The sequence below is a fragment of the Desulfofundulus sp. TPOSR genome (genome assembly GCF_011393055.1).
In the GTDB taxonomy this organism is placed as follows: domain Bacteria; phylum Bacillota; class Desulfotomaculia; order Desulfotomaculales; family Desulfovirgulaceae; genus Desulfofundulus; species Desulfofundulus kuznetsovii.
In genome coordinates, this window is record NZ_JAAOEF010000001.1 from 920,094 (window position 1) to 945,295 (window position 25,202).

25 protein-coding genes are annotated in these 25,202 nt (G+C 57.3%); 1 reads left to right on the plus strand and 24 read right to left on the minus strand.

The genetic code is table 11. From position 1 onward, the window contains the following. Window positions 1-283: 283 nt before the first annotated feature. A complete protein-coding gene (locus G7K71_RS04620; RefSeq protein WP_166343844.1) occupies window positions 284-1,990 on the plus strand; it encodes a stalk domain-containing protein in 1,707 nt (568 codons plus the stop codon). 70 nt (window positions 1,991-2,060) lie between these two features. On the opposite strand, the gene obgE is transcribed toward G7K71_RS04620, so the two are convergent. The 24 genes from obgE to G7K71_RS04740 form a co-directional block, all read right to left on the minus strand. Next, window positions 2,061-3,326 carry a GTPase ObgE gene (gene obgE, locus G7K71_RS04625; protein ID WP_166343846.1) on the minus strand — a complete coding sequence of 422 codons (1,266 nt, stop codon included), beginning with the start codon at window positions 3,324-3,326 and terminating at the stop codon, window positions 2,061-2,063. 41 nt (window positions 3,327-3,367) lie between these two features. Further along, entirely contained in the window at window positions 3,368-3,940 is a 573-nt protein-coding gene (locus G7K71_RS04630; protein WP_166343848.1) for a Spo0B domain-containing protein, read from the minus strand. Between the two features lie 130 nt (window positions 3,941-4,070). Beyond that, complete coding sequence (rpmA, locus tag G7K71_RS04635) at window positions 4,071-4,340, minus strand: 50S ribosomal protein L27 (RefSeq protein ID WP_013821565.1); 270 nt, start codon at window positions 4,338-4,340, stop codon at window positions 4,071-4,073. A gap of 42 nt (window positions 4,341-4,382) precedes the next feature. Then, the gene (gene rplU / locus G7K71_RS04640) at window positions 4,383-4,694 is read right to left on the minus strand and encodes a 50S ribosomal protein L21 (RefSeq protein WP_013821564.1); all 312 of its coding nucleotides are present in this window, start codon (window positions 4,692-4,694) and stop codon (window positions 4,383-4,385) included. A 151-nt stretch (window positions 4,695-4,845) separates the two neighbouring features. Then, window positions 4,846-6,528, minus strand: a complete 1,683-nt coding sequence (locus G7K71_RS04645) for an Rne/Rng family ribonuclease (RefSeq protein WP_166343850.1) — start codon at window positions 6,526-6,528, stop codon at window positions 4,846-4,848. Between the two features lie 21 nt (window positions 6,529-6,549). Then, window positions 6,550-7,236: a TIGR03936 family radical SAM-associated protein gene (locus tag G7K71_RS04650; protein ID WP_166343852.1), complete on the minus strand. Its 687-nt coding sequence runs from the start codon at window positions 7,234-7,236 to the stop codon at window positions 6,550-6,552. A gap of 35 nt (window positions 7,237-7,271) precedes the next feature. Continuing rightward, on the minus strand, window positions 7,272-9,131 hold the full coding sequence (locus tag G7K71_RS04655) for a TIGR03960 family B12-binding radical SAM protein (RefSeq protein ID WP_166343854.1): 1,860 nt from the start codon (window positions 9,129-9,131) through the stop codon (window positions 7,272-7,274). A gap of 79 nt (window positions 9,132-9,210) precedes the next feature. Then, window positions 9,211-10,092, minus strand: a complete 882-nt coding sequence (locus tag G7K71_RS04660; protein ID WP_166343856.1) for a M50 family metallopeptidase — start codon at window positions 10,090-10,092, stop codon at window positions 9,211-9,213. A gap of 10 nt (window positions 10,093-10,102) precedes the next feature. Beyond that, complete coding sequence (locus tag G7K71_RS04665) at window positions 10,103-10,840, minus strand: M23 family metallopeptidase (protein WP_013821559.1); 738 nt, start codon at window positions 10,838-10,840, stop codon at window positions 10,103-10,105. Between the two features lie 150 nt (window positions 10,841-10,990). Next, complete coding sequence (gene rodA, locus G7K71_RS04670) at window positions 10,991-12,319, minus strand: rod shape-determining protein RodA (RefSeq protein ID WP_166343858.1); 1,329 nt, start codon at window positions 12,317-12,319, stop codon at window positions 10,991-10,993. Between the two features lie 130 nt (window positions 12,320-12,449). Next, complete coding sequence (minE, locus tag G7K71_RS04675; protein WP_013821557.1) at window positions 12,450-12,737, minus strand: cell division topological specificity factor MinE; 288 nt, start codon at window positions 12,735-12,737, stop codon at window positions 12,450-12,452. 27 nt (window positions 12,738-12,764) lie between these two features. After that, window positions 12,765-13,559, minus strand: coding sequence for a septum site-determining protein MinD (gene minD / locus G7K71_RS04680; RefSeq protein ID WP_013821556.1), 795 nt, complete (start codon window positions 13,557-13,559; stop codon window positions 12,765-12,767). 32 nt (window positions 13,560-13,591) lie between these two features. After that, on the minus strand, window positions 13,592-13,942 hold the full coding sequence (minC, locus tag G7K71_RS04685) for a septum site-determining protein MinC (protein ID WP_243174698.1): 351 nt from the start codon (window positions 13,940-13,942) through the stop codon (window positions 13,592-13,594). A gap of 100 nt (window positions 13,943-14,042) precedes the next feature. Continuing rightward, window positions 14,043-16,394 carry a penicillin-binding protein 2 gene (gene mrdA / locus G7K71_RS04690; RefSeq protein WP_166343862.1) on the minus strand — a complete coding sequence of 784 codons (2,352 nt, stop codon included), beginning with the start codon at window positions 16,392-16,394 and terminating at the stop codon, window positions 14,043-14,045. Window positions 16,395-16,410: 16 nt separating this feature from the next. After that, window positions 16,411-16,914 (minus strand): rod shape-determining protein MreD, encoded by a 504-nt coding sequence (mreD, locus tag G7K71_RS04695; protein WP_207712644.1) that lies wholly within the window; start codon window positions 16,912-16,914, stop codon window positions 16,411-16,413. A 73-nt stretch (window positions 16,915-16,987) separates the two neighbouring features. Further along, window positions 16,988-17,824, minus strand: coding sequence for a rod shape-determining protein MreC (gene mreC / locus G7K71_RS04700; protein WP_166343864.1), 837 nt, complete (start codon window positions 17,822-17,824; stop codon window positions 16,988-16,990). 29 nt (window positions 17,825-17,853) lie between these two features. Then, the gene (locus G7K71_RS04705) at window positions 17,854-18,885 is read right to left on the minus strand and encodes a rod shape-determining protein (protein WP_013821551.1); all 1,032 of its coding nucleotides are present in this window, start codon (window positions 18,883-18,885) and stop codon (window positions 17,854-17,856) included. A gap of 27 nt (window positions 18,886-18,912) precedes the next feature. After that, complete coding sequence (radC, locus tag G7K71_RS04710; RefSeq protein WP_041283107.1) at window positions 18,913-19,572, minus strand: DNA repair protein RadC; 660 nt, start codon at window positions 19,570-19,572, stop codon at window positions 18,913-18,915. A gap of 108 nt (window positions 19,573-19,680) precedes the next feature. After that, window positions 19,681-20,274: a nucleoside triphosphate pyrophosphatase gene (locus tag G7K71_RS04715; protein ID WP_166343866.1), complete on the minus strand. Its 594-nt coding sequence runs from the start codon at window positions 20,272-20,274 to the stop codon at window positions 19,681-19,683. A gap of 16 nt (window positions 20,275-20,290) precedes the next feature. Beyond that, window positions 20,291-20,539: a DUF4321 domain-containing protein gene (locus tag G7K71_RS04720; protein WP_166343868.1), complete on the minus strand. Its 249-nt coding sequence runs from the start codon at window positions 20,537-20,539 to the stop codon at window positions 20,291-20,293. Window positions 20,540-20,693: 154 nt separating this feature from the next. Beyond that, on the minus strand, window positions 20,694-21,689 hold the full coding sequence (locus G7K71_RS04725; RefSeq protein WP_166343870.1) for a sodium:calcium antiporter: 996 nt from the start codon (window positions 21,687-21,689) through the stop codon (window positions 20,694-20,696). A gap of 154 nt (window positions 21,690-21,843) precedes the next feature. Further along, complete coding sequence (locus tag G7K71_RS04730; RefSeq protein WP_013821546.1) at window positions 21,844-22,074, minus strand: hypothetical protein; 231 nt, start codon at window positions 22,072-22,074, stop codon at window positions 21,844-21,846. 24 nt (window positions 22,075-22,098) lie between these two features. Next, window positions 22,099-23,364, minus strand: coding sequence for a Ger(x)C family spore germination protein (locus G7K71_RS04735; protein ID WP_166343872.1), 1,266 nt, complete (start codon window positions 23,362-23,364; stop codon window positions 22,099-22,101). 139 nt (window positions 23,365-23,503) lie between these two features. After that, window positions 23,504-25,165 carry a spore germination protein gene (locus tag G7K71_RS04740; protein ID WP_166343874.1) on the minus strand — a complete coding sequence of 554 codons (1,662 nt, stop codon included), beginning with the start codon at window positions 25,163-25,165 and terminating at the stop codon, window positions 23,504-23,506. Between the last annotated feature and the right edge of the window lie 37 nt (window positions 25,166-25,202).

Consider the following 25,202-nt stretch of genomic DNA (forward strand, 5'->3'; position numbering starts at 1 on the left):
TGAAAAATGATGCTCTTTCCAGAACCCGCTGTAACAATTAGCGAACGCTGGTCTTTGCGGTATAGCTTTTTAAGTGAGTGCTGGGTTGGCAATAAGGGAAAATTTATGGCTTAATGAAACCAAAATCCGCCTGGAAACGTCTATATAATAGGCCATGGTTTAAAAAGTGCAGGAAGGAGGTGGTCAGCACCGGCATGGGTGCGCATAACTACCGGCCAATCGCATGATTTTTTCATGCTTATAAGCTTTAGATTAGCAGCTTTTTAGTTAGAGGTGCTATCCCATGAAAGCAATTTTCCAGAAGATCCTGATGGGTCTACCGGTCCTCTGCCTGTTTGCCTTTCCCTTACAAACCCCGGCGTATGCATCGGCCAGCACAATTATTTTGAAGCTGTCCTCCAACCAGGCGGTGGTTGACGGAACGGTTTACCCTCTCCCGGCGGCACCGGTAATTAAAGACGGCGTTACGCTTGTGCCTTTGCGCTTTCTGGTGGAAACGCTGGGCATGGAAGTACACTGGAACAGCCGGTCCCGGGAGATAACTATTAAAGGACAGGAGGGCCAGATACAACTTAAACCGGAAAGCAAAGAGGCAGTGGTTGAAGGTCAAATCCGGCAACTGCACTGCGCACCCACAATCAGCGGCGGCACCAACCTGGTACCCCTGCGTTTCGTGGCCGAAACCTTAAAATATCAGGTTTCCTATGATGCTTCCACCCGGGAAATCAGGGTGGCCCAGCCCCCGCCACCGCCCCCGCCAAACCGGCCCCCGGTGGCCCGCTTCGAGATTGAAAAGACCACCGTGGCCCAGGGGGAGACAGTCATCTACCGGGATGAGAGTTATGACCCCGATGGGGACGGGCTGGTGGAAGTGAAATGGACGGGCAAACAGCGGGCCTTTTTCAAACCAGGGGAATATACCGTTACCCTGCAGGTGAAGGACAGCCGCGGCGCGTGGAGCGAAACAGCCAGCAAAACCATTACCGTCACCGAAGAAGTGGTCATGGACGAGATAACCTACAACCTGCACCACCCCATCCCGGGAGAACTCCTGGACTTATCGGCGGTTGAAGTGCTGAAACTGCCCGCGGTAGATCCCGCCACCACCATGAGCCGGGAAATGTTGATGGTCAGCAACAGCCCGGAGGTATTTACCCGGGAAGGCATCCTTTATGCCGATACCCTGTGGGGAACGGCCCGGCTTTATTACCACCACATCAACGGTAGCACCGTCAACCAGCACGTTTATCTCCTGGCCACCAACCAGGGCCTGGACACGGCCACGGTTACCATCAAAAAACAGGCCTTTGCCGGCCCCGGGGACCCCATGGCTGCAGGCCGGGCGGCCACCTACCGCTACCTGGCAGCAGGAACGGAACAGGCCCGGACCATATACATTAAACCGGGGGAAACGCGAATTTTAAATGAAGAAAAAAAGCCCATTGCCCCGGGACTGTGCGTACACGGCATCCTTGACCTGCATACCGACCGGGAAGTACTCTTTTCCGTGGTGGCCATGGAAAACGGGGATCCCATAACCGCATACAGTAATCTGTCCACGCTTCCACCGGACGGCAAGCACATCCGGGGCACTTTTCCCCGGGCCAACCGGTTCCTGTCGGTACACCTGTATGAAAACAAACCGGCCCGGCTGATTATTGCCGACGGCGGGGGTGATTCCTTCCTTTACGGCAGGGACGGGGCCACCAACCTGCTGGGGTACAACAAGGGCAATTACGGCGTATCTTACGAAATAACCATTGAGTCGAAGCACCGCATGGGCGTGTTTTTCTCGCCCCGGGGCGGGCCCTTTGCCGGCGCGGCCACCTGGGACGGCCAGCCCTTCTACCTGCCCAACCGGGGCGTGCTGAACCCACCCGGCCAGGGAGCCCTGGTGGGCATCATCGAAGCCGGGCAGCAAAAGACCCTGCGTTTTATGCCCCCGGCAGCGTCCTACCTGCCCATCAACCTGATTTTTATACCTTTTTAGAGGGCCTGTCCCGGGGGAGGTTCACACCTTTTTAAAAGGCCTTTCCCTTAAAAGTGGGGAAGGCCTTACTTCACTCCATATAAGTAAACTCAAATTTCCCGATGCGCACCGTGTCCCCTTCCCGGATACCAGCTTCCCTCAAGGCGTCCTCCAGCCCCATCCGGGAAATGATCCGCTGCAGCCTTTCCACCGCCTCTTCGTTCTCCAGGTCGGTCATGGCCACGTGGCGCTCGATCTCCCGCCCTTCCACTAAAAACACTCCATCCTGGCGGGATACGGTAAACCGGGGTCCCTCCACCCTGGTTACGCGCACCTTTTGCTCAGCCAATGGCTCGGGGGCCGGGAGCTGGTCCAGCAGCTCGGCCAGGCGGTAGATCAAGGGAGCTATCCCTTCCCCGTTCAAGGCACTGATGGGGAAAATTTCGTACCTATCACCCAGGGCTATGCCCAAACGGCCCAGATTTTCCTTGGCCCCGGGCAAATCCATTTTATTTGCGGCTACCACCATGGGACGCGTCGCCAGGGCCGGGTCATAGAGGGCCAGCTCCCGGTTGATGATTTCAAAATCCTGCAGGGGGTCCCGCCCCTCGCTCCCGGCAATATCCAGGACGTGCACTAAAAGGCGCGTGCGTTCCGTGTGGCGCAGAAACTGGTGGCCCAACCCGGCACCGGCGTGGGCCCCTTCAATGAGGCCGGGTATGTCGGCCATGACAAAACTGCGCCCCTCGTCCACCCGCACCACGCCCAGATTGGGCACCAGGGTGGTGAAGGGATAACTGGCGATTTTGGGGCGGGCAGCCGAAACACGGGCAATCAGGGTGGACTTGCCGGCGTTGGGAAAGCCCACCAGACCCACATCGGCCAGCAGTTTGAGTTCAAGCTCCAACCAGCGTTCCTCTCCCGGCTCGCCTTTTTCGGCCATACGGGGAGCCCTGTTCACCGCACTGACAAAACGGGCATTACCCCGTCCTCCCCGTCCTCCCCGGGCCACCACCACTTCCTGCCCCGGGTATACCAGGTCGGCAATCTCTTCCCCGGTAGCGGCATCCCGCACCAGCGTACCCGGGGGGACCCTGAGGATCAGGTCCTCCCCCTGCCTGCCGTGCATGTTCTTACCCATGCCGTGCTGACCCCGCCCGGCCTTGTAATGACGCTGGTAGCGGAAATCCACCAGGGTGCGCAGGCCCGGATCCACTTTCAGGATCACGTTCCCCCCCCGGCCGCCGTCACCCCCCGCCGGCCCGCCTTCGGGGACGTATTTTTCCCGGCGAAAGGCCACGCACCCGTTTCCGCCGTCTCCTCCCCTGACATAAATTTTTGCGGTATCAAAAAACATGCTCTTTCACCTTTGCTTATTATGTACCCCATTAAAATGGTTCAGGACTCCCGGCGGGGAAAAACAAGTAAAATTTCATAGAAACTTTCGCCGTTCTGCTGAACCGCAACCGCTTCTGCCCGGCCACCATGACCGGCGAGAATCCTATCTATGGCGCATATTTTCTCTTTTAGCGCTTCTAAGGGGGCCACCGCCGGAAAAACCAGACGGCAGGTGTAACACCCTTTTGACTCCTGCAGGCTGATCTCCAGGCGGGGGTTGGCAACCCCGGGCGATGACAGGATGGACAAAGCAAGGGAAAAAGCTGTTTCCAGGGCTGTACCCACCTGTGCCCCGGGAACGGAACAATCGCCCAGATTGCATTGAATGTCGTAGTCTACTTCAACCTGTAAATTGGTACCTTGAGCGAGAGCCGCCAGAAATACCGCGGTGGCCTCGGGCACCTGCAAATGGATGATTTTCGCCAGGCGCTCCAGTTCCCGGGCCACTTCCAGGAGATATTCCCGCGCCTTTTCCCCCTTATTCATTTGAATAAACCCGGAGATTACCTGTAAATGGTTGAGAAAATCGTGCCTTTGCAGGCGAATAAATTCCAGCAGGGACTGTAGCTCCATGAAAACCTTCCTCCAGCATTATACTCGACAGGTTAACTTTTTCTATACAGAAAAAGGGAATCCCTGCCGGTTTAAAAAAGTCTAGCGAAAAAATGAAGGCCAGCCTCAGAGCTGGCCCGTATCAATTCTCCTAAGCTTGCAATGCCGCCACCGGAATCACGCTAACCTGCTTTTTATTGCGCCCTTTGCGATGGAAGGAAACCACACCGTCTACCAGGGCAAACAGGGTATCGTCGCCACCTTTACCTACATTACGCCCCGGGTGAATGCGGGTTCCCCGCTGCCTTACCAGAATGCTTCCGGCGGTGACAAACTGACCGTCCTGACGCTTTACGCCGAGAAACTTGGGATTGGAATCCCGGCCGTTGCGTGAACTGCCTACACCTTTTTTATGCGCCATAAAATTCACCTCCTGCTAAGGCCGGCCCAAAGCACGGCTCCTTCAGGCTTCGATTTTTTCAACGATAACCTCGGTAAAAGGCTGCCTGTGTCCTTTTTTACGGCGGTAGTTTTTCTTGGGCTTATACTTAAAGACGATAATCTTGGGACCCCGGCCGTGGCGCACGGCTTTTAAAATTACCTTTGCTCCCTCCACCACCGGGCTGCCCACGCGGAGCTCCCCGTCCTTTTCCACGGCCAGCACCTGATCGATTTCCACCACTTCACCGGGCTCCACCGCCAGTTTTTCCACCAGCAGGGTGTCCCCTTCACGCACGCGGTACTGCTTGCCGCCTGTGGCAATTATGGCGTACAAGGATAAAACCTCCCCCTTCTCAGGTCTCGCCGAAAGCAGGTAGGGCCTGGTGCCCTTTGGCAAACCCCTTTCGTGCGGTTGCGGCAGCGCGAAAACTGCCTACGGTATAACATTTTAACACAACCGGTAGTTTTGTCAAGCAACACGAGAATTACTTCACCAGCCGGGCCCGGGCGTAGGTGCGGTAAACTTTACTTACCTCTACGGGCACCGTTTCGCCCACCAGGGAACCGGCTCCTTCAATGTCCAGGATAAAGCCGTCAATGCGGGCAATCCCGTCGTTGGTGTTGGAGATATGGGGTTCTTCCACCTTCACCTCCAGCACCTGGCCGGGCTTGACCGGCAAAGTGTGGGCAATAACTTCTTCTTTATTGTAGAGCGGCCGGATGCTTACCGATTCGATATGCTGCCCCTGGGAACCGCGGATGTACAGGTTTTTACCCGTTTTCTGCTCCAATTCCCGCAGGTTAACGCCCCCGCTGCCAATTAGCCGGGCAGCCACCAGGGGGTGGGCCTCCACCAGAATGGTGTCCGCGCTGGTACGCCGGGCCAGTTCAATGATGCGGTTCTTGAAATGAATGCCCACCGTTTCCTCTGAGAGCACCTTACCCCGCCCCTCACAGTAAGGGCAGGGACGCTGCAACACCTCGGACAGGCTGGGGCGGACCTTCTTGCGGGTCATTTCCACCAGCCCTAACTGGGTGATGCCCAGGATGTTGGTCCTGGTCTTGTCCTTTTTGATCTCTTCTTCCAGGACTTTTAGAACCTGCCGCCGGTGGCCTTCCTGCTGCATGTCGATGAAGTCGATAATGATGATCCCGCCTATATTGCGCAGGCGCAGCTGGCGGGCTATTTCCACTGCCGCATCCAGGTTGGTTTTCAGCACCGTGTCCTCCAGGTTGGTGCTGCCTACATACTTGCCCGTGTTTACATCTATCACGGTTAAGGCCTCGGCCTGATCGATAACCAGGTAACCGCCGCACTTGAGCCAGACTTTACGCTTAAGCGCCCGTTCTATTTCCTGTTCAATGCCGTAGTCCTGGAAGATATTTTCCTTTTCTTCCAAAAACACCTTGTATTTCAGCTTCGGAGAAGTGATGTCCAAAAGCTCCATGATTTTTTCATACTCGGAACGGGAATCCACCGTCAGGCGGTCCACATCCTCGGTAAAAACGTCCCGCAGGATGCGCTGGATCAGCTCCAGGTCCCGGTGGATCAGGTTGGGCACCGGTCCCTGGCCGGCTCGGTGGAGGATCTTGTGCCAGAGCCGGGTAAGCATATGCACGTCCTGGGCAATGTCTTCCTCTCCAACCCCTTCGGCCACCGTACGCACGATTAACCCCATGCCTTCAGGTTTGAAGCGGGCGGCCAGCTCTTTTAATCTTTCCCTTTCCCGCTCCTGTTCAATGCGCCGGGAAATACCGATGTAATCCATGGTGGGCATTAGAACCACATAACGCCCGGGCAGGGTAACGTGGGTGGTCACCCGCGGCCCTTTGGTGCCAATTGGTTCCTTAACAATCTGGACAATCACATCCTGGCCCTTTTTTAGTATATCGGTAATGCTGGTCCCCAGTCCGTGATGATGGAAACCGTTGCCTCCACGGGGCGGCAGGGCGTCCTCCACATATAAAAAGGCGTTCTTATCCAAACCAATGTCTACAAAGGCCGCCTGCATACCGGGCAGAACATTTTCCACCCGGCCGCGGAAAATATTACCCACCAGGCGCTGCTGGAATGAACGTTCAATATACATTTCCACCAGCACCCGGTCTTCCAGCACCGCTACCCGGGTTTCCTCTTCTCCCGCATTAATGACAATTTCCTTAAACAAAACTAAAACCTTCTTTCAAAATTAACCTCCATAGGATATTTCCGGTTCCGCCGGATATAGACCCGTCCGGGTCACCTCGAGCTGCTCATCCTTAACCGGAAGCCCGAATCTGGCCAGCACCTGGACCACTTCTTCCGGACGCACGGCTCCACGGCTGCCCACGGCAAGGCACATCTCCAGCCTGACGCGGCCACCTTCCAGCCGGCCGGACAGGGCATAAATGCCCGGGCGGATATCCAGGACCTTTTCCTTGTTTCCCCCGGACCGGCGGCTAATAATGATTTCCGGGGCCTCGAGCAGCCCGTCAATGCTTCTTTGCAGGTCCTCCTGCGTAATTTCCCGTGCCAGGGATACGTCCACCCGGTAGGTGGCTTTTTCAAGAGTGGCCATCAGTGCCGGCGCGTCATCGGGAATGCGCCATACCCGGGTCACCTTAAGTCCCTGGGGAAGCTGATCGTTTAAGCGCTTAAGCATTTCATCCACCGGGAGCGCGGCCAACAGTTCCAGGTCTAAATACTCTTTTTCCCCCTTCACCCCCACTGGTAAAGGCGCCCCCAGGCTGAAGCGGGGGTGGGGGTTGAACCCCTGGGAGAAGGCCAGGGGCAGCCCGGCCCGGCGCATGGCCCGCTCAAGGGTGCGCACCAGGTCCAGGTGGGAGATGAAACGGGCCGGGCCTTCTTTGCGAAACTCAATCCGGTAACGGGGCAAAATGGGTACCTCCTGTATTATATTTACATGAGACATTATCCGGATACACCCTCTGCCCGGTCCAGCACTTCCGGTTCGATTTCCAGGGTGGGGCAGAGCCCGCAGCCCGGGCACCTGCCGGTGCGGCAGTCGGGCGTAGCCTTCCCCTCCATGGCCCTCTTGTGTTCCAGGACCAGGTACTTCCTGCTCACACCGGCATCAATGTGATCCCAGGGCAAAAGGTCGTCGTATTCATAACGCCGGTAGGCATACCAGGCAGGGTCCAAACCGGCGGCACGAAATGCTTCCTGCCACCTGTTAAAGTCAAAGCACTCGGACCAACCGTCAAACCGGCTGCCCAACCGCCAGGCCTCTTCCAGCACCCGGTCCAGGCGCCGGTCTCCCCGGGCCAGAACTGCCTCCAGGAAGCTGGTTTCCACCTCATGCCAGTGGAAGACCAGGCCCTTTTCCTTCAACAGTCCCCGCAAAAGCGCTTGCCGGCGGTACAGCTCCTCCATTTCCACCTGGGGCTCCCACTGGAAGGGCGTATGGGACTTGGGCACAAAGGAAGAGGCACTGACCGTAACCCGGAGCCTGTTCCTGGGTACACCCAGTTCCCTTCCCCGGGCCAGCACCCGCCGGGCCAGTTCGGCGATGCCCCGCAGGTCTTCTCCGGTTTCCGCAGGCAAGCCGATCATGAAGTAAAGCTTGATGGCCTGCCAGCCGGCGGCAAAGGCGGCCGAAATCGCCTCCATGAGGTCTTCTTCTGTCACGCCCTTATTGATCACATCCCGCAGACGCTGGGTACCGGCCTCGGGGGCAAAAGTCAGGCTGGCCCGGCGTACCCGCTGTACTTCCCGGGCCAGGGTTACGGAAAAGGCATCCACCCGCAGTGAGGGCAGGGATACGCTTACCCCCATATCCCCCAATTGATCAAGCAAAGAGCGCACCACTTCCTGAACCCGGGAGTAGTCGGCCGTACTCAGGGATACCAGGGAGATCTCGTCATACCCCGTGTGTTTGACAATTTCACTGGCCTGTTGCAACAGGGTGGCCGGGCTTTTTTCCCGTACGGGCCGGTAAATTACCCCGGCCTGGCAAAAGCGACAACCCCGGGTACACCCTCTCTGCACCTCCAGCATACCCCGGTCATGAACCACACCCAGGTAAGGAACCAGCGGTTTCACGGGAAAGGGAGCCCGGTCGAAATTGCGGATGACCCGTTTGATCACCTTTGGCGGCACGCCGTCGGCAGCGGGCTCAATGGCGGAAATTGTTCCATCCGCATGATATTCCACCCGGTACAGGGAAGGAACATAAATACCGGCAATTCCCGCCGCCCGGCGCAAAAAATGCCGGCGGTCGGCCCGGTGCCCGCCCAGCTCCAGGTACAGGTCCAGCAGTTCATGAAAAACTTCTTCCCCCTCGCCGATTACAAACAGGTCAATAAAACCGGCCAGGGGTTCAGGGTTAAAGGCACATGGCCCCCCCGCAATCACCAGGGGATGTTCCGGACCCCGCCGGTGGCTGCGCAAAGGAATACCTGCAAGGTCCAGCATATTCAAGATATTGGTAAAAGTCATTTCATATTGCAGGGTAAAGGCCAGGATATCAAAATCCCTTACGGGCCGGTGGGACTCCAGGGTAAAGAGGGGTATGCCCCGGCGGCGCATCTCCCGCTCCATATCCACCCAGGGGGCGAAGGTGCGCTCCATGAGCGCGTCCTCCCGGCTGTTCACCACATGATAAAGGATTTGCAGGCCCAGGTGGGACATGCCCACCTCGTATACATCGGGAAAGGCAAAGGCCACCTTTACGGCAGTTTTGTCCCAGTCCTTGTATATGGCATTCCATTCCCCGCCCACGTAGCGGGCCGGTTTTTGCACCCGGTGCAGTACCTGTTCCAGTTCGAACATAAGATCCTCCTACTTGTATTATTGCCCGGGAAGGCACACCTTAAAATTATTTTACCTGTTTAACCAAAAGTTGTAAACACTAAAGCGGGTGCAAAGGCAGGCGGCCCACGGGCAGGTCCACCCCGTGGCTCAACAAACCATCGATAATCTGGGCTTCGGTAAGAAACCCTTTATACTGCCACTGACGGTCAAGAACCAGCACCAGGTGAAACTTCTGGGGTAGAAAGGGTTTGACAATCTTGCCCAGGGGGACGTCTTCCAGGGCAATCAGCGATTGCACGGGAAGCACCCCGGCCCTCAGGATTTCCCCCTTTTTACCGGCCAGTTGACCCATGAACAGGTAGGGGGCCATGCCCCGCTCCCGGGTGGCGGCAAAAAACAAAAACAGCCCCGTAAACAAAATATCTAAACCCGTAAAACCAAGGAACAACCCGAGGGATCCCAGCAGGACCACGGCCACGGCAAAGACCTGCCCCAGGGTGGCCGCCCGGTAGGTGGCCTCCTTTATGCTCATCCGGCCGGCCAGGCTGGCGCGGTAAACCCGGCCGCCGTCAAGGGGCAGGGCGGGCAGGAGATTGAAGGCGGCAATGAGCAAGTTGCACTGGAGAAAAAAAGGCCCCAGTTCGTCATGCCATAAACCGTAGTTCTTCATGGCCAGGCCCAGAAGGACCATAATTACATTGCATAACGGTCCGGCCGCGGCCACATAAACTTCTTTGACGGGATCCAGGACCAGTTCGCTGCCCATGCGGGTGACCCCGCCGAAGGGCAACAGTTCCACTTCGGTTACCGGCACGCCCAGATACCGGGCGCAGGCCACATGGGCAAGCTCATGAAGTAGCACTACGGCAAAAGCCACCAGCCCCTTGCCCAGGATGCCGGCCACAAAGAAGAGGCCCAAAAGGGCCAGGAAAAAGGTATTCAGGTATAAATCCACCCCCATGACTCGCCCCAGGCGCATGGAAACCACCTCAAAACTGCAACTTCATCAGGGGATCGATCAACCTTCCCTTTTCCCGCACTTCAAAATGCAAACCGCCGCCGGCCACATCCCCCTTATCCCCCACTTCAGCCAGTTTTTGCCCCGCGGCCACCTGCTGCCCGGAGGTCACGGCGATTCCGGTCAACCCGGCGTATAAAGTATAATCCCCCTCCCCGTGATCCAGGAGCACAAACCGGCCCAGGGAAGGATCCTCTCCCACCCTGGCCACCCGGCCTTCCCGGGCCGCTTTCACGGGCGTACCCACTGGCGCTGCAATATCAATACCTGCATGGAAACGTTCCAGATCGTCCAGGGGATCCCGCAGCCACCCGAAACCCCGTACCACCTTGCCCGACACGGGGATCTGGAAACGTCCATCTTCACCGGCAGGACCCAGGGTCTGGCGGGTGCCCGGGGGTATATCTTCGGGGAAGGGCTGATCCACGTTAACCATTTGCAGGGCCAGTTGCACCACCTTTTGTACTACGGGCTGATAGTTCCACTCGGTGGTCAAAAGGTAGCGCAGGCCTTCCCGCACCTGTTCCCCTCCCGGATAGGGAAGTTCCCGGGCCAGGAGCAGAATGGCAAAGATAATCATCGCCACCATACCCCGCCAGAACCAGCTGTTACCCCGGCCCCCCCTGGAAGGGGAGTACCGGTATGGCCAGTCTTCGGTACGTGGATATTCAGAGGTAGGGTATTTTCTTTTACGCCTGTTCCAAAGCAAGATTCATCCCCCCTGCTGGAAAAAATATATTGGACAGGGGGGACAAATATGACAAGCCCCGGTCTTAATTATGCCGCGACATTCTTCTGGTCCGCCCGGCGGTGGAGCACAAAATTTACCGCGTATCAGGACGGCGATCGGGACAGCATCCTAAAACAGGATTTTCTTGCGCCTCATGTAGACGTTCAGCAAAATCCCAAGCGCCGCCAGGTTCATGATCATGTTGCTGCCGCCGTAACTGAAAAGGGGCAGCGGGATACCCGTCACCGGCATAATCCCGACCGTCATGCCAATATTGACAAAAATATGAAAAGCAAACATACAAACCACTCCCCCGGCCAGCAGCGTCCCCTGCAGGTCCCTGGCCTGGGAAGCAATCTTCAACCCCCGGTATAAAAGGACCAGGTACAGGCTCAGGAGCACCACCGCTCCCAGGAACCCGAACTCCTCACCTACAACCGAGAAAATAAAGTCGGTATGGCGGATGGGCAGAAAGGTGAGGTGACTCTGGGTGCCGCCCAGCAACCCCTTGCCCAGGAACCCCCCGGAGCCAATAGCAATGAGCGATTGCCACACATGGTAGCCCGCCCCCAGCAAATCGCTCTGGGGATCTAAAAAAACGGTCAGCCGGGTCACCTGGTATTCTTTGAGGGTGTGCCGGTGAAAGGACTCATGCCGGCGGTGGGCTTCCCGGTAATCCCTCTCCACCTGTTGATATTTTCTTTGGAGCTCCTGCCTGGCCGTTTCGGAAACGGCCGCCTTTTTTTGCCGTTCCAGGTCCAGCAGCTGTTTTTCCAGGTTAACGTCGGCATTATGCAGGTACATATGCAGGACAAACAGGCCAACCGTCAGGGCCAGGCCGGCGCCGATCAGGGCCAGGAGCAAACCCGGCCTGGCTCCGGCCAGGAAGAGCATGCCGAACATGATGGCCACAAACACCAGGGAAGTACCCAGATCCGGCTGCTTCAAAATCAAAAGAGTGGGTATCCCCACGTACACGAAACAGGGCAGGAGATCCCGCAGGCGGTTTAAGCGGCCTTCCCGGGCGGACAGAAAACTGGCAAAGGTGATGATCATGATCAGCTTGGAAAACTCGGAAGGCTGAAAGCTCAAGGGACCGATAGAAATCCAGCGCTGGGCCCCCAGGGCTTCCCGTCCCAAAAAGATCACCGCAATGAGCACGATCAAGTTGAGTATATAAAGCCCCCGGGCGTGTTTACAAAGATCTTCGTAGGGTATATACATGATGGCCGCCATGACCAGTATTCCGGCAAAAATCCAGGCCAGTTGCCTTGTGACATAGGTATAGTCGAGGTGCAGGAGTTTTACGGCAAAAAAAAGATTTTTCAACCGGCTGAATGATTCGTCGGTAAATTCCAGGGTGGCGCTGCCGATGGCCACCAGACTAAAGAGAACCACCATGCCGGCGGCCAGGAGGAGGATATGATCGACGCTGCGTACAAACCGCTTACTAACCAAGTAAAATCACCGCTTCTGGATGAAGTCCTAAAACTACAGGTTTAATTATATACCACCTCCAAAGACAAAAAAAGCCCCGGGGTAATACCAAATTACCACAGGGTCAGGCTGGTGATTATGCGGTTACACCTTAAATACCCGACGCCAGGTGCCTCGTTACCCGTTTCATACCCTTTACCGGAATGCTGGCCACCAGGGCCACCTGAGTTTCATTGCTGTCCAGGTTGATCTCCAGTGCCTCCTCGTCAATATCCATGTATTTTTCAATAACTTTGATTAACTCCGTCTTTAAGGTTTGCAACAGCTGGGGCGAAACACTGGCCCGGTCGTGCACCAGTACCAGGCGCAACCTCTCCTTGGCCACATTTTTGCTCCCACCGGCTTCCCGCCCAAAAACGCGATTTAAAAACTCCAGCAAGGCCAACCCCCCCCCCTTACCAGTAGATTAGGATAAACCGATCATGCGCCGTAAAAAGCGAGACATAAAACCGCCTTCGTCCAGATTCATCATCGGTACCGGCTCACCTTTAATCCGCCGGACAATATTGCGGTAAGCCTGTCCCGAGCGGGAACGCTCATCCTGGACCACGGGTTCCCCCCGGTTGGTGCTGATCACCACCGCCTCGTCTTCCGGCACTACTCCCAAAAGATCGATGGCCAGGATGTCGATAATATCCTCTATGCTCATCATATCCCCGTGGCGCACCATGCGCGGGCGAATACGGTTGATAATCAACTTGGGGTCCCGCAGCTCGGCCGCCTCAAGAAGACCGATGATCCGGTCCGCATCCCGTACGGCAGCTACCTCGGGGGTAGTCACCACGATGGCCTTGTCCGCCCCGGCAATGGCATTGCGAAAGCCCTGCTCAATCCCTGCCGGACAGTCGATAATCACATAGTCGAATTCCTGTTTGAGTTCCTCACACAGGGCCTTCATCTGATCCGGACTGACCGCCGTTTTATCTTTGGTCTGGGCGGCGGGCAAAAGGAACAGCCCCTCGAAGCGCTTGTCCTTGATCAAAGCCTGCCGCAGGCGGCAATGCCCGCCGGTAACATCGGTTATATCGTAAACAATGCGGTTTTCCAGCCCCAGGACCACGTCCAGGTTGCGCAGCCCGATATCGGCATCCACCAGTACCACCCGGTGCCCGTGAGCGGCCAGGCCTGCACCCAGGTTGGCCGTGGTGGTGGTTTTACCAACTCCTCCCTTGCCGGAAGTAACTACGATGACCTCACCCATATGAGAGCCTCCTCTTTAGCAGTTTTCTATCTTCATCCGTGGCGTTCCCCATTAAAAATTTCGATCGTCACTACACCATTCTTTATCCGGGCCACTTCAGGCTGTTCGGGTTTTAAGCTCTGCCCGTCCGGGGGGCGCGTAATGTGACCGGCAATGCGAAGCTGGGTGGGCTCCAGGCGAAAGGCCAGCACCATGGCCTTTTCGTTTCCACCGGCACCGGCGTGAACAACCCCCCGTACGGCCCCCATTACAATGATGTTGCCCGTCGCCACCACCTCCGCCCCCGGGTTAACATCGCCAATAATGACGATATTGCCGTCGTAATGGATCTTTTGTCCGGAACGCAAGGTGCGCTGAATTAAAATCGTGTTATCATCTACCATTTCCCCGGCGTAAGACGGCCGCTCCCTGCCCAAGGTGCATTCCCCCCAGTGGTGCTTTAAATTCTACAGGTAGCAACCAAATCCTGCTAATAATTATAGTTTATTCATTACTTTCATGCCCGGGTATCCCCGGAACGTCCTGAGAAGGAGGTGGACTGCCGTTGTTTGACGGCTGGTTACCTGTATTTGACGGCGGAGCGGCCCCACCCCCTCCAGACGGGGGCAGAACATCGGGCGGGGTACTCTGCTCGTTGCCGGCACCAGGTGGGGACTCACCTGCGGGCTGCCCGGGAGAAACGCCATATCTCTGTTCCCCGGGAGATGCATCGGGTGGTGTCGTGGTGCGCCGGGGCTGGACATTCCCGGACCCGGACCCACCGGCAGGACGCCGGGAAGGTACAGGTGCGGCGCGAAGGGCTCCCGTTGCCCGCTCCACCGACAGGCCCGCAGTGGGAGGAGCGTTTTTCAGATTAAAGTAAGCATCCAGGATCTCCCGGGCCACGGAACCGGCGGCGGAACTCCCGTGGCCGCCATATTCCACCACTACGGCCAGGGCCACTTCCGGTTTTTCATAGGGGGCAAAGGCCACAAAAAGGGCGTGGTTGTCGTGGCCATGGACCTCGGCAGTTCCGGTTTTGGCAGCGGAACTGTACCCGGTCCCCGCAAGCACGCCTGCGGCGGTGCCGTCGGGCGGTAAAGTAACTTCGTGCATACCCCGGCGTAATATCTCCAGCGTACGGCCGGAGACGTTGACCCGGCGGATTTCCTGGGGTGAAAACTGGGCCACCGTCTGGCCATCGGGAGCCACAACCTTTTTAACCAGGTAAGGTTTGTAAAGAACGCCTCCGTTGGCAATGGCCGCTACGTAGTTGGCCAGCTGGAGAGGAGTATAGTAGTTGTTGCCCTGGCCAATGGCCATATCCAGGGTATCGTATTCCCGCCATTTCAATTCCCACTCTATCTTGTTGTACCTGTCCTGCAAAGGGGCCAGACGCCTGTTCATTTCCCGCTCCAGGGCCGCCTTTTCCCCTTCACCCGCACTGGCCAGGCGCTTCTCATACTCCTTGCGGATATCGTCCATTTGTTTTTGTACACTGTCCAGAAGGGGCTTCCACAGGTTGTATTTTTGCTCCGGTCCCGGAATGCGGCCGGCATGCTCCCCGGGCAGCTCCAGCCCCGTCTTTTGTCCCAGGCCGAATTCCCGGGCATAGCGGGCAATGGGTTCGGGGCCGAGCATTGCCCCGACGGTCCAGAAAAACGTGTCGCAGGATACCTTAAGGGCCCGTACCACATCCACCCGCCCGTGCCCGCCGGGTTTCCAGTCGACTTTGTATTTGTAACGCCCGGTATCGCTAATGGCGAACTGGGGAGTTATTTTGCCCAGTTCCAGCGCGGCTGCCGCCACCACCATTTTAAAGGTAGAACCCGGGGGATACAGGGCTATGGCCCGGTTGAGCAGCGATTGATCCCGGGCAATTTTGGCCCAGGCCGCATTCCACTCCTGCCGGGAAAGGTCCCGGGTGAAAATGGTGGGATCATAGGTGGGGTGGCTGGCCAGGGCCAGGATCTCCCCGGTGCGGACGTCCAGCACCACCGCCGCCCCGGCCCTGGCCTGGCTGTAACCCTCTTTTTGCACCCGGGCGATACCCCGGGCCAGGGCATCCTGGACCGCCCGCTGCAGCCGGGCATCAATGGTTAGCACCAGGTTGTTACCCGGTACGGGCTCCTTTATGCCCAGATCCCTTACCGGGCGCCCCTGGGCATCCACCTCCACCTGGCGGGCACCCCGCTGGCCCCGCAGATAGGACTCAAAGGATTTCTCCAGGCCGTCCTTGCCCCAGGAGTCCCCCAGCCTGTAACCCTTGTCTTTATTCTCCTCAAGCTCCTTCTGATCCATGATGCCCACGTAACCCAGGGTGGGCACCAGCAGGTCCCCGTAAGGATAGTGCCTCACCGGCCGCACATCGATGAGCACTCCCGGCAGCTCCAGCCGCTGTTCCTCAATCCGGCTTACCGTTTCACTGGACACCTTATCGGCTATGGGCACCGGTTCATAGAGACGCAACTTCTGTTCGTTGAGTTTTTTATGGATTTCCTGTTCGATCTCCGCCACGCTCATGCCCTGGAAGGTTTTTTCCCCCACCAAAATACGGGCCAGCCTGGCAATCACCCGGTCGGTATCCTCGATGCCTAAATAGGCAAAGGAAATGGTGTAAACCGGCTGGTTGCCCACGATGCGCACGCCGTTGCGGTCGAGAATTTCCCCCCGGGGGGCAATGATGGGAATCAAGCGCAGGTGGTTCTGCTGGGCCATCATCTGATATTTGTCCGCCTCCACCAGCTGCAAATAGGCCAGGCGGATAACAAGCACGGTAAAGGCGGCGATCACCATGCCCAGCAGCACCCGTAGCTTTTTCTCCAGACTTTTAGCTGTTACCCCGTTTGTTGCCACGGCGCATCCTTCCCTATTAAAACTGACCCATTCTGAACCATCCCCTGAGGTAAAGGCGGTAAAACTTGCGGTAAAATAACGGCACCAGCAGCGCATTGTACACGGCTGAAGGAAGGATCACCCCGAACAGGGCCAGCCCCAGGGAAATTTTGATCTGCAAATATACCAGCAGAAGATAATAAACCAGTTGACTGATCAGGGTGGCCAGAAAAGTCAAGGCTGCTACTACCAGACTGCTGTCCTTGTACAACCGGGTTTCCGACCAGCCCACCAAATAACCGGCTACAGCAGTAGAGAGGGCGTTGAGGCCAAAATAGTTGCCGGTGACAAAATCTTTCATCAAACCGGCAACAAACCCCCAGAAGGCCCCTTCCCGCTGCCCTCTCCAGAACGCATAAAAAACTACCAGTAAAAAAATCAGATCGGGCACCACACCCTTAATGCGGATCAAATCCACCACCGTTACCTGCAGCAGCAGAGCCAGCAATAAAAACCCGGGCAGGACCAGCAAGCCCAACAAAGAAAAAAACCTCCCGCACGGTCATCTTTTCAATCGCGACTTTCCAGGAAAAACGTCCGGTACACGGCCCGGCTTAAGGAGCCGGGGGGTGCGTCCCGGTAATCACCAGCACTTCCTCCAGGCGGTTAAAATCCACAAAGGGCCGCACGGAGGCTTCAAAGAAAAGACCGGTCGGATCCCTCTTCACACTGGTTATCTCGCCAATGGGGATGCCCCTGGTAAAAATGCTCTTCGTACCGGAAGTAACCACCACCTGCCCGGGTCTTGTGGGCATGTCGTTTGGTATGTGGATCATGCGCAGGCTTCCGGCACTCCCGGCGGTGCCCTCAACCATACCCGGCGTACGGCTGTCCTGCACTAAAGCGCTGACTGCACTGCGGGGGTCGGTAATTAATAAAACGGTGGCGGTACGGTCGGTGGCGGCAATCACCCGCCCCACCAGACCCCGGGGAGTCAATACCGTCATGTTTTCTCTGATGCCTTCAGCCCGGCCTTTGTTGATGGTAATGGTGCTGAACCAGTTCCCCGGATCCCGGCCTATTACTGCCGCCGCGGTAACTTCAAGTCCGGAGTCGGCAGCGGGACCGCTTTTAAAATCCAGCAGCTTTTTCAGTCTCTCATTTTCCAAACGGTATTCCCTCGCCCGGTGAAGCTCGCCTTCCAGCCGGGCCACCTGCTCCGATAACTCCCTTGCCCGGCGCGATGCGTTCACCAGGGAGAGGGGAAAGGTGACTATATCCCTGACCCCCCGGCCCAGCCTGGCGGTTACCTGTTCTAAAGGGGCAAAGGTATCCACCAGTATCTTTTCCAGGGGCGTTACTTCCACCCGGCTGAAGGCGGTCACCCGCATCACGTACAGGACCAGGACCAGCAAAATAACCAGAAAAAAAAGCCTCTTACCCGAAGTCAACGGGATCAACACCTATCTTTTGTTTCAGTTTACGACAGCTTGCGCGGGTTAATGAGTACCCGGCGTAAAACATCGATATTTTCCAGCACCCGCCCGGTGCCGTAAGCCACACACAAAAGCGGCTCGTCGGCCAGGTGCACGGGCATGGCCGTCTCTTCGCTCACCAGCCGGTCCAGCCCCTGCAGCAGTGAACCGCCCCCGGCCATGACAATGCCCCGGTCCATAATGTCGGCGGCCAGCTCCGGCGGAGTCTGCTCCAGGGTGCCCTTAATGGCATCCAGAATAGCCGATACCGGCTCGGAGAGAGCCTTGTAAATCTCCTCGGAGGTAATGCGCACCGTTTTGGGCAGGCCGGTCACCAGGTCTCTTCCCCGAACGTCATAGGTCTGGACTTCCCCGGTGGGATAGGCGGTTCCTATTTCAATCTTGATCTCCTCCGCCGTGCGCTCACCGATCATGAGATTATAGGCCTTTTTTACATGCTGGATAATGGCTTCATCCATCTCATCCCCGGCAATGCGAATGGAGCGGCTGGTAACAATACCCCCCAGGGAAATTACCGCCACCTCGGCGGTACCCCCGCCGATATCCACAATCATATTGCCTGTTGGCTCATGTACGGGCAGACCGGCGCCAATGGCCGCAGCCATGGGCTCCTCAATGAGATAGGCTTCCCGGGCGCCGGCCTGCAGGGCGGCTTCCCGCACCGCCCGCTCCTCCACCGCCGTCACCCCGGAGGGAACCGAAACCACTACCCGGGGGCGGATGAGAAAGGTGCGGTTGCGCAGGGCCTTGTTGATGAAGTACTTGATCATGCTCTGGGTTACGTCGAAGTCGGCAATTACCCCGTCCTTCATGGGCCGGATGGCTACGATGTTGCCGGGCGTACGGCCAATCATCTGCTTGGCCTCTTCCCCCACGGCCAGCACCTGGCCGGTATCCCGCTGAATGGCCACCACCGAGGGCTCCCTTAAAACAATACCCTTGCCCTTTACATAAACCAGGGAGTTGGCGGTGCCCAGGTCTATACCCATATCCTTGGAGAACAGCCCGATCCGCATGTTCTCTCCCCTTTCCATCCAGATCATCTAAATCAAACCTTTGGCCTTGAAACTGATGTACTTATTATCCCCAATAATCAGGTGATCCAGAACCTCAATGCCGATAATGCGCCCGGCTTCCAGCAGGCGCCTGGTCACCTCCAGGTCCTCCTGGCTGGGGGTTGGATCCCCGCTGGGGTGGTTGTGCAACAGGATTACCGCCGCCGCATTGCGGCGAATGGCATTCTTAAACAATTCCCGGGGATGCACCGTGGAGGAATTAAGGGTACCGATGGAAATGATCTCCCGGGCAATCACCTGGTTTTTGGTATTCAACAATAACGCCCGGAAATGCTCCCTGTCCAGATGGCGCATTTCCTCCATGACCAAACGGGCGGCATCTTCGGGACTCCTGATCACCGGCCGGGTTTCCCCGCCGGCCTGGGCAATGCGGCGGCCCAGCTCCAGGGCCGCTTTCAACATGGCCGCCTTGGCCGGCCCGACCCCCCGGACACTGCTCAACTCCTCCACGGAGGCATCAACCAGGCCCCGCAGGCCGCCGAAATGCCCCAAAAGGGCCGCCGCCAGTTCCATAGCACTGGCCGTGGGTGTACCCGTACGCAAGAGAACGGCCAAAAGCTCCAGATCCGTCAGCACCCCGGCGCCATCCCGCAAAATACGCTCCCGGGGGCGCAGATCCACGGGCATGTCCTTAATGGTAATGCGGTACGTTGGGGAATCCAAGGCTTCTTGCAGCCTCCAAACACACTTAAAAGATACCCGAAAGGGTTCCCGGGGAAACTTTCGGGGAAAATCTCAGTTGTTTTGAACATACTCCAGGGGATCCACACCAAATTCCTTCAGCACCTGGGCCAAACGGGCCAGGGGAAGGCCGACCACATTAAAATAGCATCCCCTGATTCCGGCAATAAAAATTGCCCCCAGTCCCTGGGCAGCATAGGCCCCTGCCTTGTCCAGGGGTTCACCGGTGGCCACATACCTGGCAATTTCTTCTGTGGTCAGCGGTCTGAACCTAACCCGGGTGCGCTCGTGGGTAACCACCCGGCGCCCGGAGGGTTTTTCCATCACCGCCACGCCGGTGAAAACCTCATGCTCATTCCCCGCCAGGAGGCCGAGCATCTCCGCGGCCTCCCGGGCGTCGGCCGGTTTGCCCAGGACCTTGCCCTGCCAGACCACTACAGTATCCGCCGCCACCACCAACCCTTTGGAAATGGAGGGCGCCACGGCCCCGGCTTTTCTTAAGGCCAGCGTCTCTACCAGTTGATGGGGGGGCAATCCTTCTTGCACCTCTTCCTCAACCTCGGGCACCACTACGGTGAAAGGCAAGCCCAGCTGTTCCAGCAACATGCTCCGGCGCGGCGAAGAAGAAGCCAGGTAAATAGGCAACACTTTTGAACCTCCGCATTTAGAGTTTACGGTATAAAAGATATCCCAGGAGTAAGCCCAGCGCCGTGAGAGGCCCTAAGGTAAGGGTAAAACCAAAGGTGAGCCGGGCAAAATGAAGATCCAAAGTAGCCGGGGCAAGGCCCACGGAGGCAAAAGGCTTGAGCGCGGGCAAAAAAGGAATGAGCACTGCTCCCAGCGCATCACCCACCAGTGCCCCGACCAGCATAAGAATTACCAGCAACCAGAAGTTTCTCTGGGGCTTGTACATAGCAGCCACAGCTATCACCCGGCCATCGAAAATTGACCACTTATCTGTACTAGTTTATCATTTTGCCTCTTTTGTGACAAGCTGCAATTCCGCCCTGTCAAGCATTTCCACTCTCGCACCGGCGTTTTTCGCCCGGCGGTAGGGTGGGGGGATCTTACCCTATTGTTCCGGTAAGCACCGCCGCCACAAAGGCAGCGTAAAAAACCCCGCCGTAGGCCACCAGAAGCCGTGCATCAAGAAAACCGCGCCGCAAAAGCAACAGGTAAGTCACCAACCCGGAAGCCAGCGCCAAAAGAGCACTTAAAAAGGCCGTTTCGGTGAGCACCCATGGGGTCAGGATAATGCCGATGGCTGGAATAACGGAACTCTGAAAAACCATCGCCCCGGTAATATTACCCAGGGCCATGGTATCCTTGCGCTGGGCAAGCCAGATAACACTGTTAAATTTTTCGGGCATCTCCGTGGCCAGAGGGGCAACCAGAAGGGAGAAAACAAAAGCAGGCACCCCCAGTATGGCCGAGAGATCCGCCACGCCATCCACAAAAACCTTTGCCCCGGCCACGATCCCCAAAAAGGCCAGGAGCACCTGGACGATTACCAGAACCAGGGGAGGATTGTCGACCCTTTTACACAGGTAAAGGGGTTCGCATTCCCCTTCCTCCTGGTCCAGGGTGCGCCCCTTGGTAATGGTTTCATATACAAAATAAATGTAGGCGACAACCAGCCCCAGGGCTACCACCAGCTTTAACGGACGGGGTAGAAAAGCAGCCGCAATGGCCAATGTATAAACCACCAGGAAGAAAAACAGGTCCCGCCGGATCACGTGGGGATCGGGCTCCAGGCGCGTGCGGCGGAAGACCAGCACGGCCCCCCCGCTGATCAGTAAAGCCAGGGTTCCCAGCATAAAGGGTGCGCCAAGAATGGCTCCGATGCCTATTTCTTCCCCCACCTCACCGCTGCCTAAAAGGATGGCGATCAGGGGAATGACCGTTTCCGGCATGGCCGTACCCACCGCAGCCAGGATGCTCCCTACCGCCCCCTCGGTCAGGCAAAGCTTCCTTCCCAGCCATTCCACACCGTTGGTAAAAAAACCGGCGCTAACCAGGATAACCCCCAGACTGATCAATAACAGGGCAAGATCCAAAACCATTGAAGCTCCCTCCACATAAAAAGGCCCACCGCCAAAAAACGACGGGCCTTACGTCTGGAATTAATTATAGCCCCATTGGCCGGCAAAGTCCAGCCTTATGCCTTGGGGGTGCCCGGCCAAACTGTCCGGCGCCGGTACATCTTTACCTCTTTTTTTACGTGAGCGCCTTCTGGATCAAGCCGGTCAGGGGAGTAAAAACGGCCTCCACGGCCCTGGCCGGATTGGGCAGCGGTAATCCCAGAACCAGGCCAAAGCTGTAGATCATGCCCAAGATCAAAAGGACACTGAAAGCAACCAACTCCCGCCACATTTTCTTTTTCACCAGGGGTGGCACCTGCAGGGCGATGATGGCGATAAAGAGCAGGCTGAGCAAAGCAATCTCCATCGTAGATCACCCTCCTTGATATGTTCACTGAGCTTCCTGCATCCTGGGAGGCCGTAAGGGTTTATTGATCAGGCCTATGCGCCGGATCACCGTTTTTACCTCCACCGTCACGGGCATGGTCGCGAAAACATCCTCCCATTCCCCTTCTACCTGCCTCCATACCCGGGGATACTTGCGGTGCACCGCTTCACCAAAGCCGAGGGCATCGGCCCGGTATTCCTCCTGCAGCCTGGTCACGCAGGCCATAACCTCCTGCTTGATTACCTCGGCCAGCTGTTTTTCCAACCGGGAAATGACCTGGGGATTCCTTAAATCAAGCTCCAGGTTTTCCGATTCGGTAAGGTTCACGCGGGTGGTGATCTCCACCCTCATGCCCGGCTGCCCGCCGGCCAGAAACGGTTCCAGCTTCACTCCCCCCCGGCCGGCACGCAAAATTTCCACGGCCAGTTTCTGTTCACCCCGGGGGCCGGGAAGGGAAAAGGTGATTGGCCCGCCCCGCACTTCCCCCCGCACCCACAACAATCCCCGGGCTTCCCGTTCGTTAAGCCATCCCACCAGCTTGTCCCGGCGAAAGACGGCCGTTCCGGTAAGTTTGATGTTATGAAAGGGCGCAGGCCCTGCCCCCCCGGGGTGCAGGGACACGCGGCTAAAAGCGGCGTTGGGCACTGCTTCCAAAATGGCCGTATAGGGCTCCTCGCCTGAACTCTCCAGCATCTCGGCAAATTCCCCCAGGTGGGTGGGGGCGAAACGGGCGGAAAGTTCCTGGTTGTTGATTACCCCCACGATATTCTGTGCCGGGGTGACCTCCAGGTGGACGGGAACCTCCATGATATCCCTGGGATCCCCCCTGGCTATCAGGATCCAGGTATCCCGCCGGAACTGGCGGTTGCGCTCAAAGAAATCCAGCACTTCCGCAACCCCCCTTTCCCGGGCCAGTTTTTCGGAAATAATGACCACCTGGTTGTGGGCGAAAAAAAGCTCCCGGGGACTTTCCATGGACAACCGGCGGATGGCTTCAAAAACCGTCCTACCCTCCGTAGCCAGGTTGAGGTAGCGCTTACGTCCGCCACCTCCGCCACCTCCGCCACCTCCACCACCACCGCCCATACCTGTGATTCCACCTCCGCCGGCAACGGCCGTGGGAACCAGGGTCTGCACTACCAGGCGTATCTTGCCCCCGGGGGCGGCATCCACGGCCGTGAGCAAAACAATGCCCAGATCTTCCACTTCCCGGTGGTCCCAGCAGCCAGTGAGGACGAAAGGCAAAAACAACAACAGAAACACTAACACCTTAATCCGCCCGCCCCGGGGAAAAAGTCGGAAACGATGACCCGGGACTGGTTCCGGCTGTTTTGCGTTGCAATCAAAACGAAACCTGCTCATTTGGCCACTACCCTTTAAGCTTGCAAGGATACAGATGCGGGTTCTGTTACCTTCTTTGCCCACCGCCGCCTCCCTTTTGCCCCTTCTGGGTTGGTGGGGCGGGTTTCAAGCCCGGGGTCTGGCGAATGGGATCTTCTTTGGCCAGCTCTGAAGGGCGGGCTTCCATGGCCCACAGGGGCGCCCGAATCACCACATCCTTTAAATCCCTGGCGTGCAGGGGGGCCAGGGGGGCCAGGTAAGGGATGCCGAAGGAACGCATGGAAGCCATGTGCACCAGGATAGCCAAAAGCCCCATCATCACCCCGAAGATCCCCAGGGTGGCCGCCAGGACCATTATGGGGAAACGCAACACTCGCACAGCGATGGCCATGCTGAAAACCGGCGCCACAAAGGAACTGATCCCGGTCAGGGCCACGACTATAACCATCAGGCTGGACACAATCCCGGCCGACACGGACGCCTGGCCGATCACCAGGGCCCCCACAATGCTCACTGCCTGGCCCACGTTCCGGGGCAGGCGGATACCGGCCTCCCTTAAGGCTTCAAAGGTAAACTCCATCAGGAAGGCCTCCACAAAGGCCGGGAAGGGCACCCCTTCCCGGGAGGCGGCTATGTTGATCAAAAGCCGGGTGGGGATCATTTCCTGGTGAAAGGTGGTAATGGATATGTAAAGCGAAGGTAATATCAAAGATGCAATAAAGGCAATGTAACGAAGCCAGCGTACGGCCGTGGCCAGAAAAAAGCGTTCGTAGTAGTCCTCGGAAGACTGTACGAAAACGACAAACTCCGCCGGCATGATGAGCACAAAAGGGGTGCCGTCGGTGATAATGGCCACGCGCCCGTCCAGAAGCATGCTCACCACCCGGTCGGGACGCTCGGTGCGGAACACCTGGGGGAAGGGAGAATACGGGTGATCTTCGATTAATTCTTCGATATTACCACTTTCGATTATGCCGTCCACCTTGATGCGAGAAAGACGGTCTTTCACTTCCTGCACCAGCCGGGGATCGGCCAGTCCCCTGACATAAACGATCTCCACAAAGGTACGGGTGCGCTCCCCCAGGGTGATCTTCTCCACCACCAGGTTGGGATTGCGCAGGCGGCGGCGGATGAGGGAGGTGTTGGTGCGCAGCAACTCGGTAAACCCCTCCCGGGGCCCCCGCACCACGCTCTCACTGGTGGGCTCCTCGATACCCCGCACCGGCCAACCGGGAGCGGTGGCCAGGAGGGCCACCGCCTCCCCTTCAACGAGTACGGCTGCGTCACCATAAAGAATCCCGTCCAGAAGTTCAAAAGCAGTAGCAGCTTCCTTTACCGAACTCACATTAATCATGAAATTACGGACCAGGGTGAACAAATTCCCGGCCGCCTTCCCCCCCAGGCCGGCCATGCGGGACTCCAGGGTCAGGCCCTTGATCAAGGTGTCGTTGACCGTACCCTTGTCCGTCATGCCGTCAATAAAAACAACGGCCCCGGGAACACCCCCGTCAACACCAAGCTGAAGCTCGCGGATAACCAAATCGCTGCTGTGCCCCAGGATTTGCTTAATAAGAGCCAGGTTATCCTTTAACCGGGAACTCAGGGGCATTTTTTTCAATTCCCCGGCCTCGAAGCTTTGCTCCCATTGAGTGTGGCTTTCCTTGAAGGATTGGGGTTTTTTGTTGCTCCGGGGTAAAATCCGGGCAAACTTTTTTAAAATACGGACCAAAAGAACACCTCCCGGGAAGACTATACCTCCTTCATGA

Bases quoted from the DNA above. Each gene is read 5' to 3' on its own strand.
- G7K71_RS04620 (WP_166343844.1), top strand. From the start codon at position 284: ATGAAAGCAATTTTCCAGAAGATCCTGATGGGTCTACCGGTCCTCTGC.
- obgE (WP_166343846.1), bottom strand. From the start codon at position 3,326: ATGTTTTTTGATACCGCAAAAATTTATGTCAGGGGAGGAGACGGCGGA.
- G7K71_RS04630 (WP_166343848.1), bottom strand. From the start codon at position 3,940: ATGGAGCTACAGTCCCTGCTGGAATTTATTCGCCTGCAAAGGCACGAT.
- rpmA (WP_013821565.1), bottom strand. From the start codon at position 4,340: ATGGCGCATAAAAAAGGTGTAGGCAGTTCACGCAACGGCCGGGATTCC.
- G7K71_RS04655 (WP_166343854.1), bottom strand. From the start codon at position 9,131: ATGTTCGAACTGGAACAGGTACTGCACCGGGTGCAAAAACCGGCCCGC.
- G7K71_RS04660 (WP_166343856.1), bottom strand. From the start codon at position 10,092: ATGCGCCTGGGGCGAGTCATGGGGGTGGATTTATACCTGAATACCTTT.
- minD (WP_013821556.1), bottom strand. From the start codon at position 13,559: ATGGGTGAGGTCATCGTAGTTACTTCCGGCAAGGGAGGAGTTGGTAAA.
- minC (WP_243174698.1), bottom strand. From the start codon at position 13,942: ATGGTAGATGATAACACGATTTTAATTCAGCGCACCTTGCGTTCCGGA.
- G7K71_RS04705 (WP_013821551.1), bottom strand. From the start codon at position 18,885: ATGCGGATCGGGCTGTTCTCCAAGGATATGGGTATAGACCTGGGCACC.
- radC (WP_041283107.1), bottom strand. From the start codon at position 19,572: ATGCCCGTGGATCTGCGCCCCCGGGAGCGTATTTTGCGGGATGGCGCC.
- G7K71_RS04720 (WP_166343868.1), bottom strand. From the start codon at position 20,539: ATGTACAAGCCCCAGAGAAACTTCTGGTTGCTGGTAATTCTTATGCTG.
- G7K71_RS04725 (WP_166343870.1), bottom strand. From the start codon at position 21,689: ATGGTTTTGGATCTTGCCCTGTTATTGATCAGTCTGGGGGTTATCCTG.
- G7K71_RS04730 (WP_013821546.1), bottom strand. From the start codon at position 22,074: ATGGAGATTGCTTTGCTCAGCCTGCTCTTTATCGCCATCATCGCCCTG.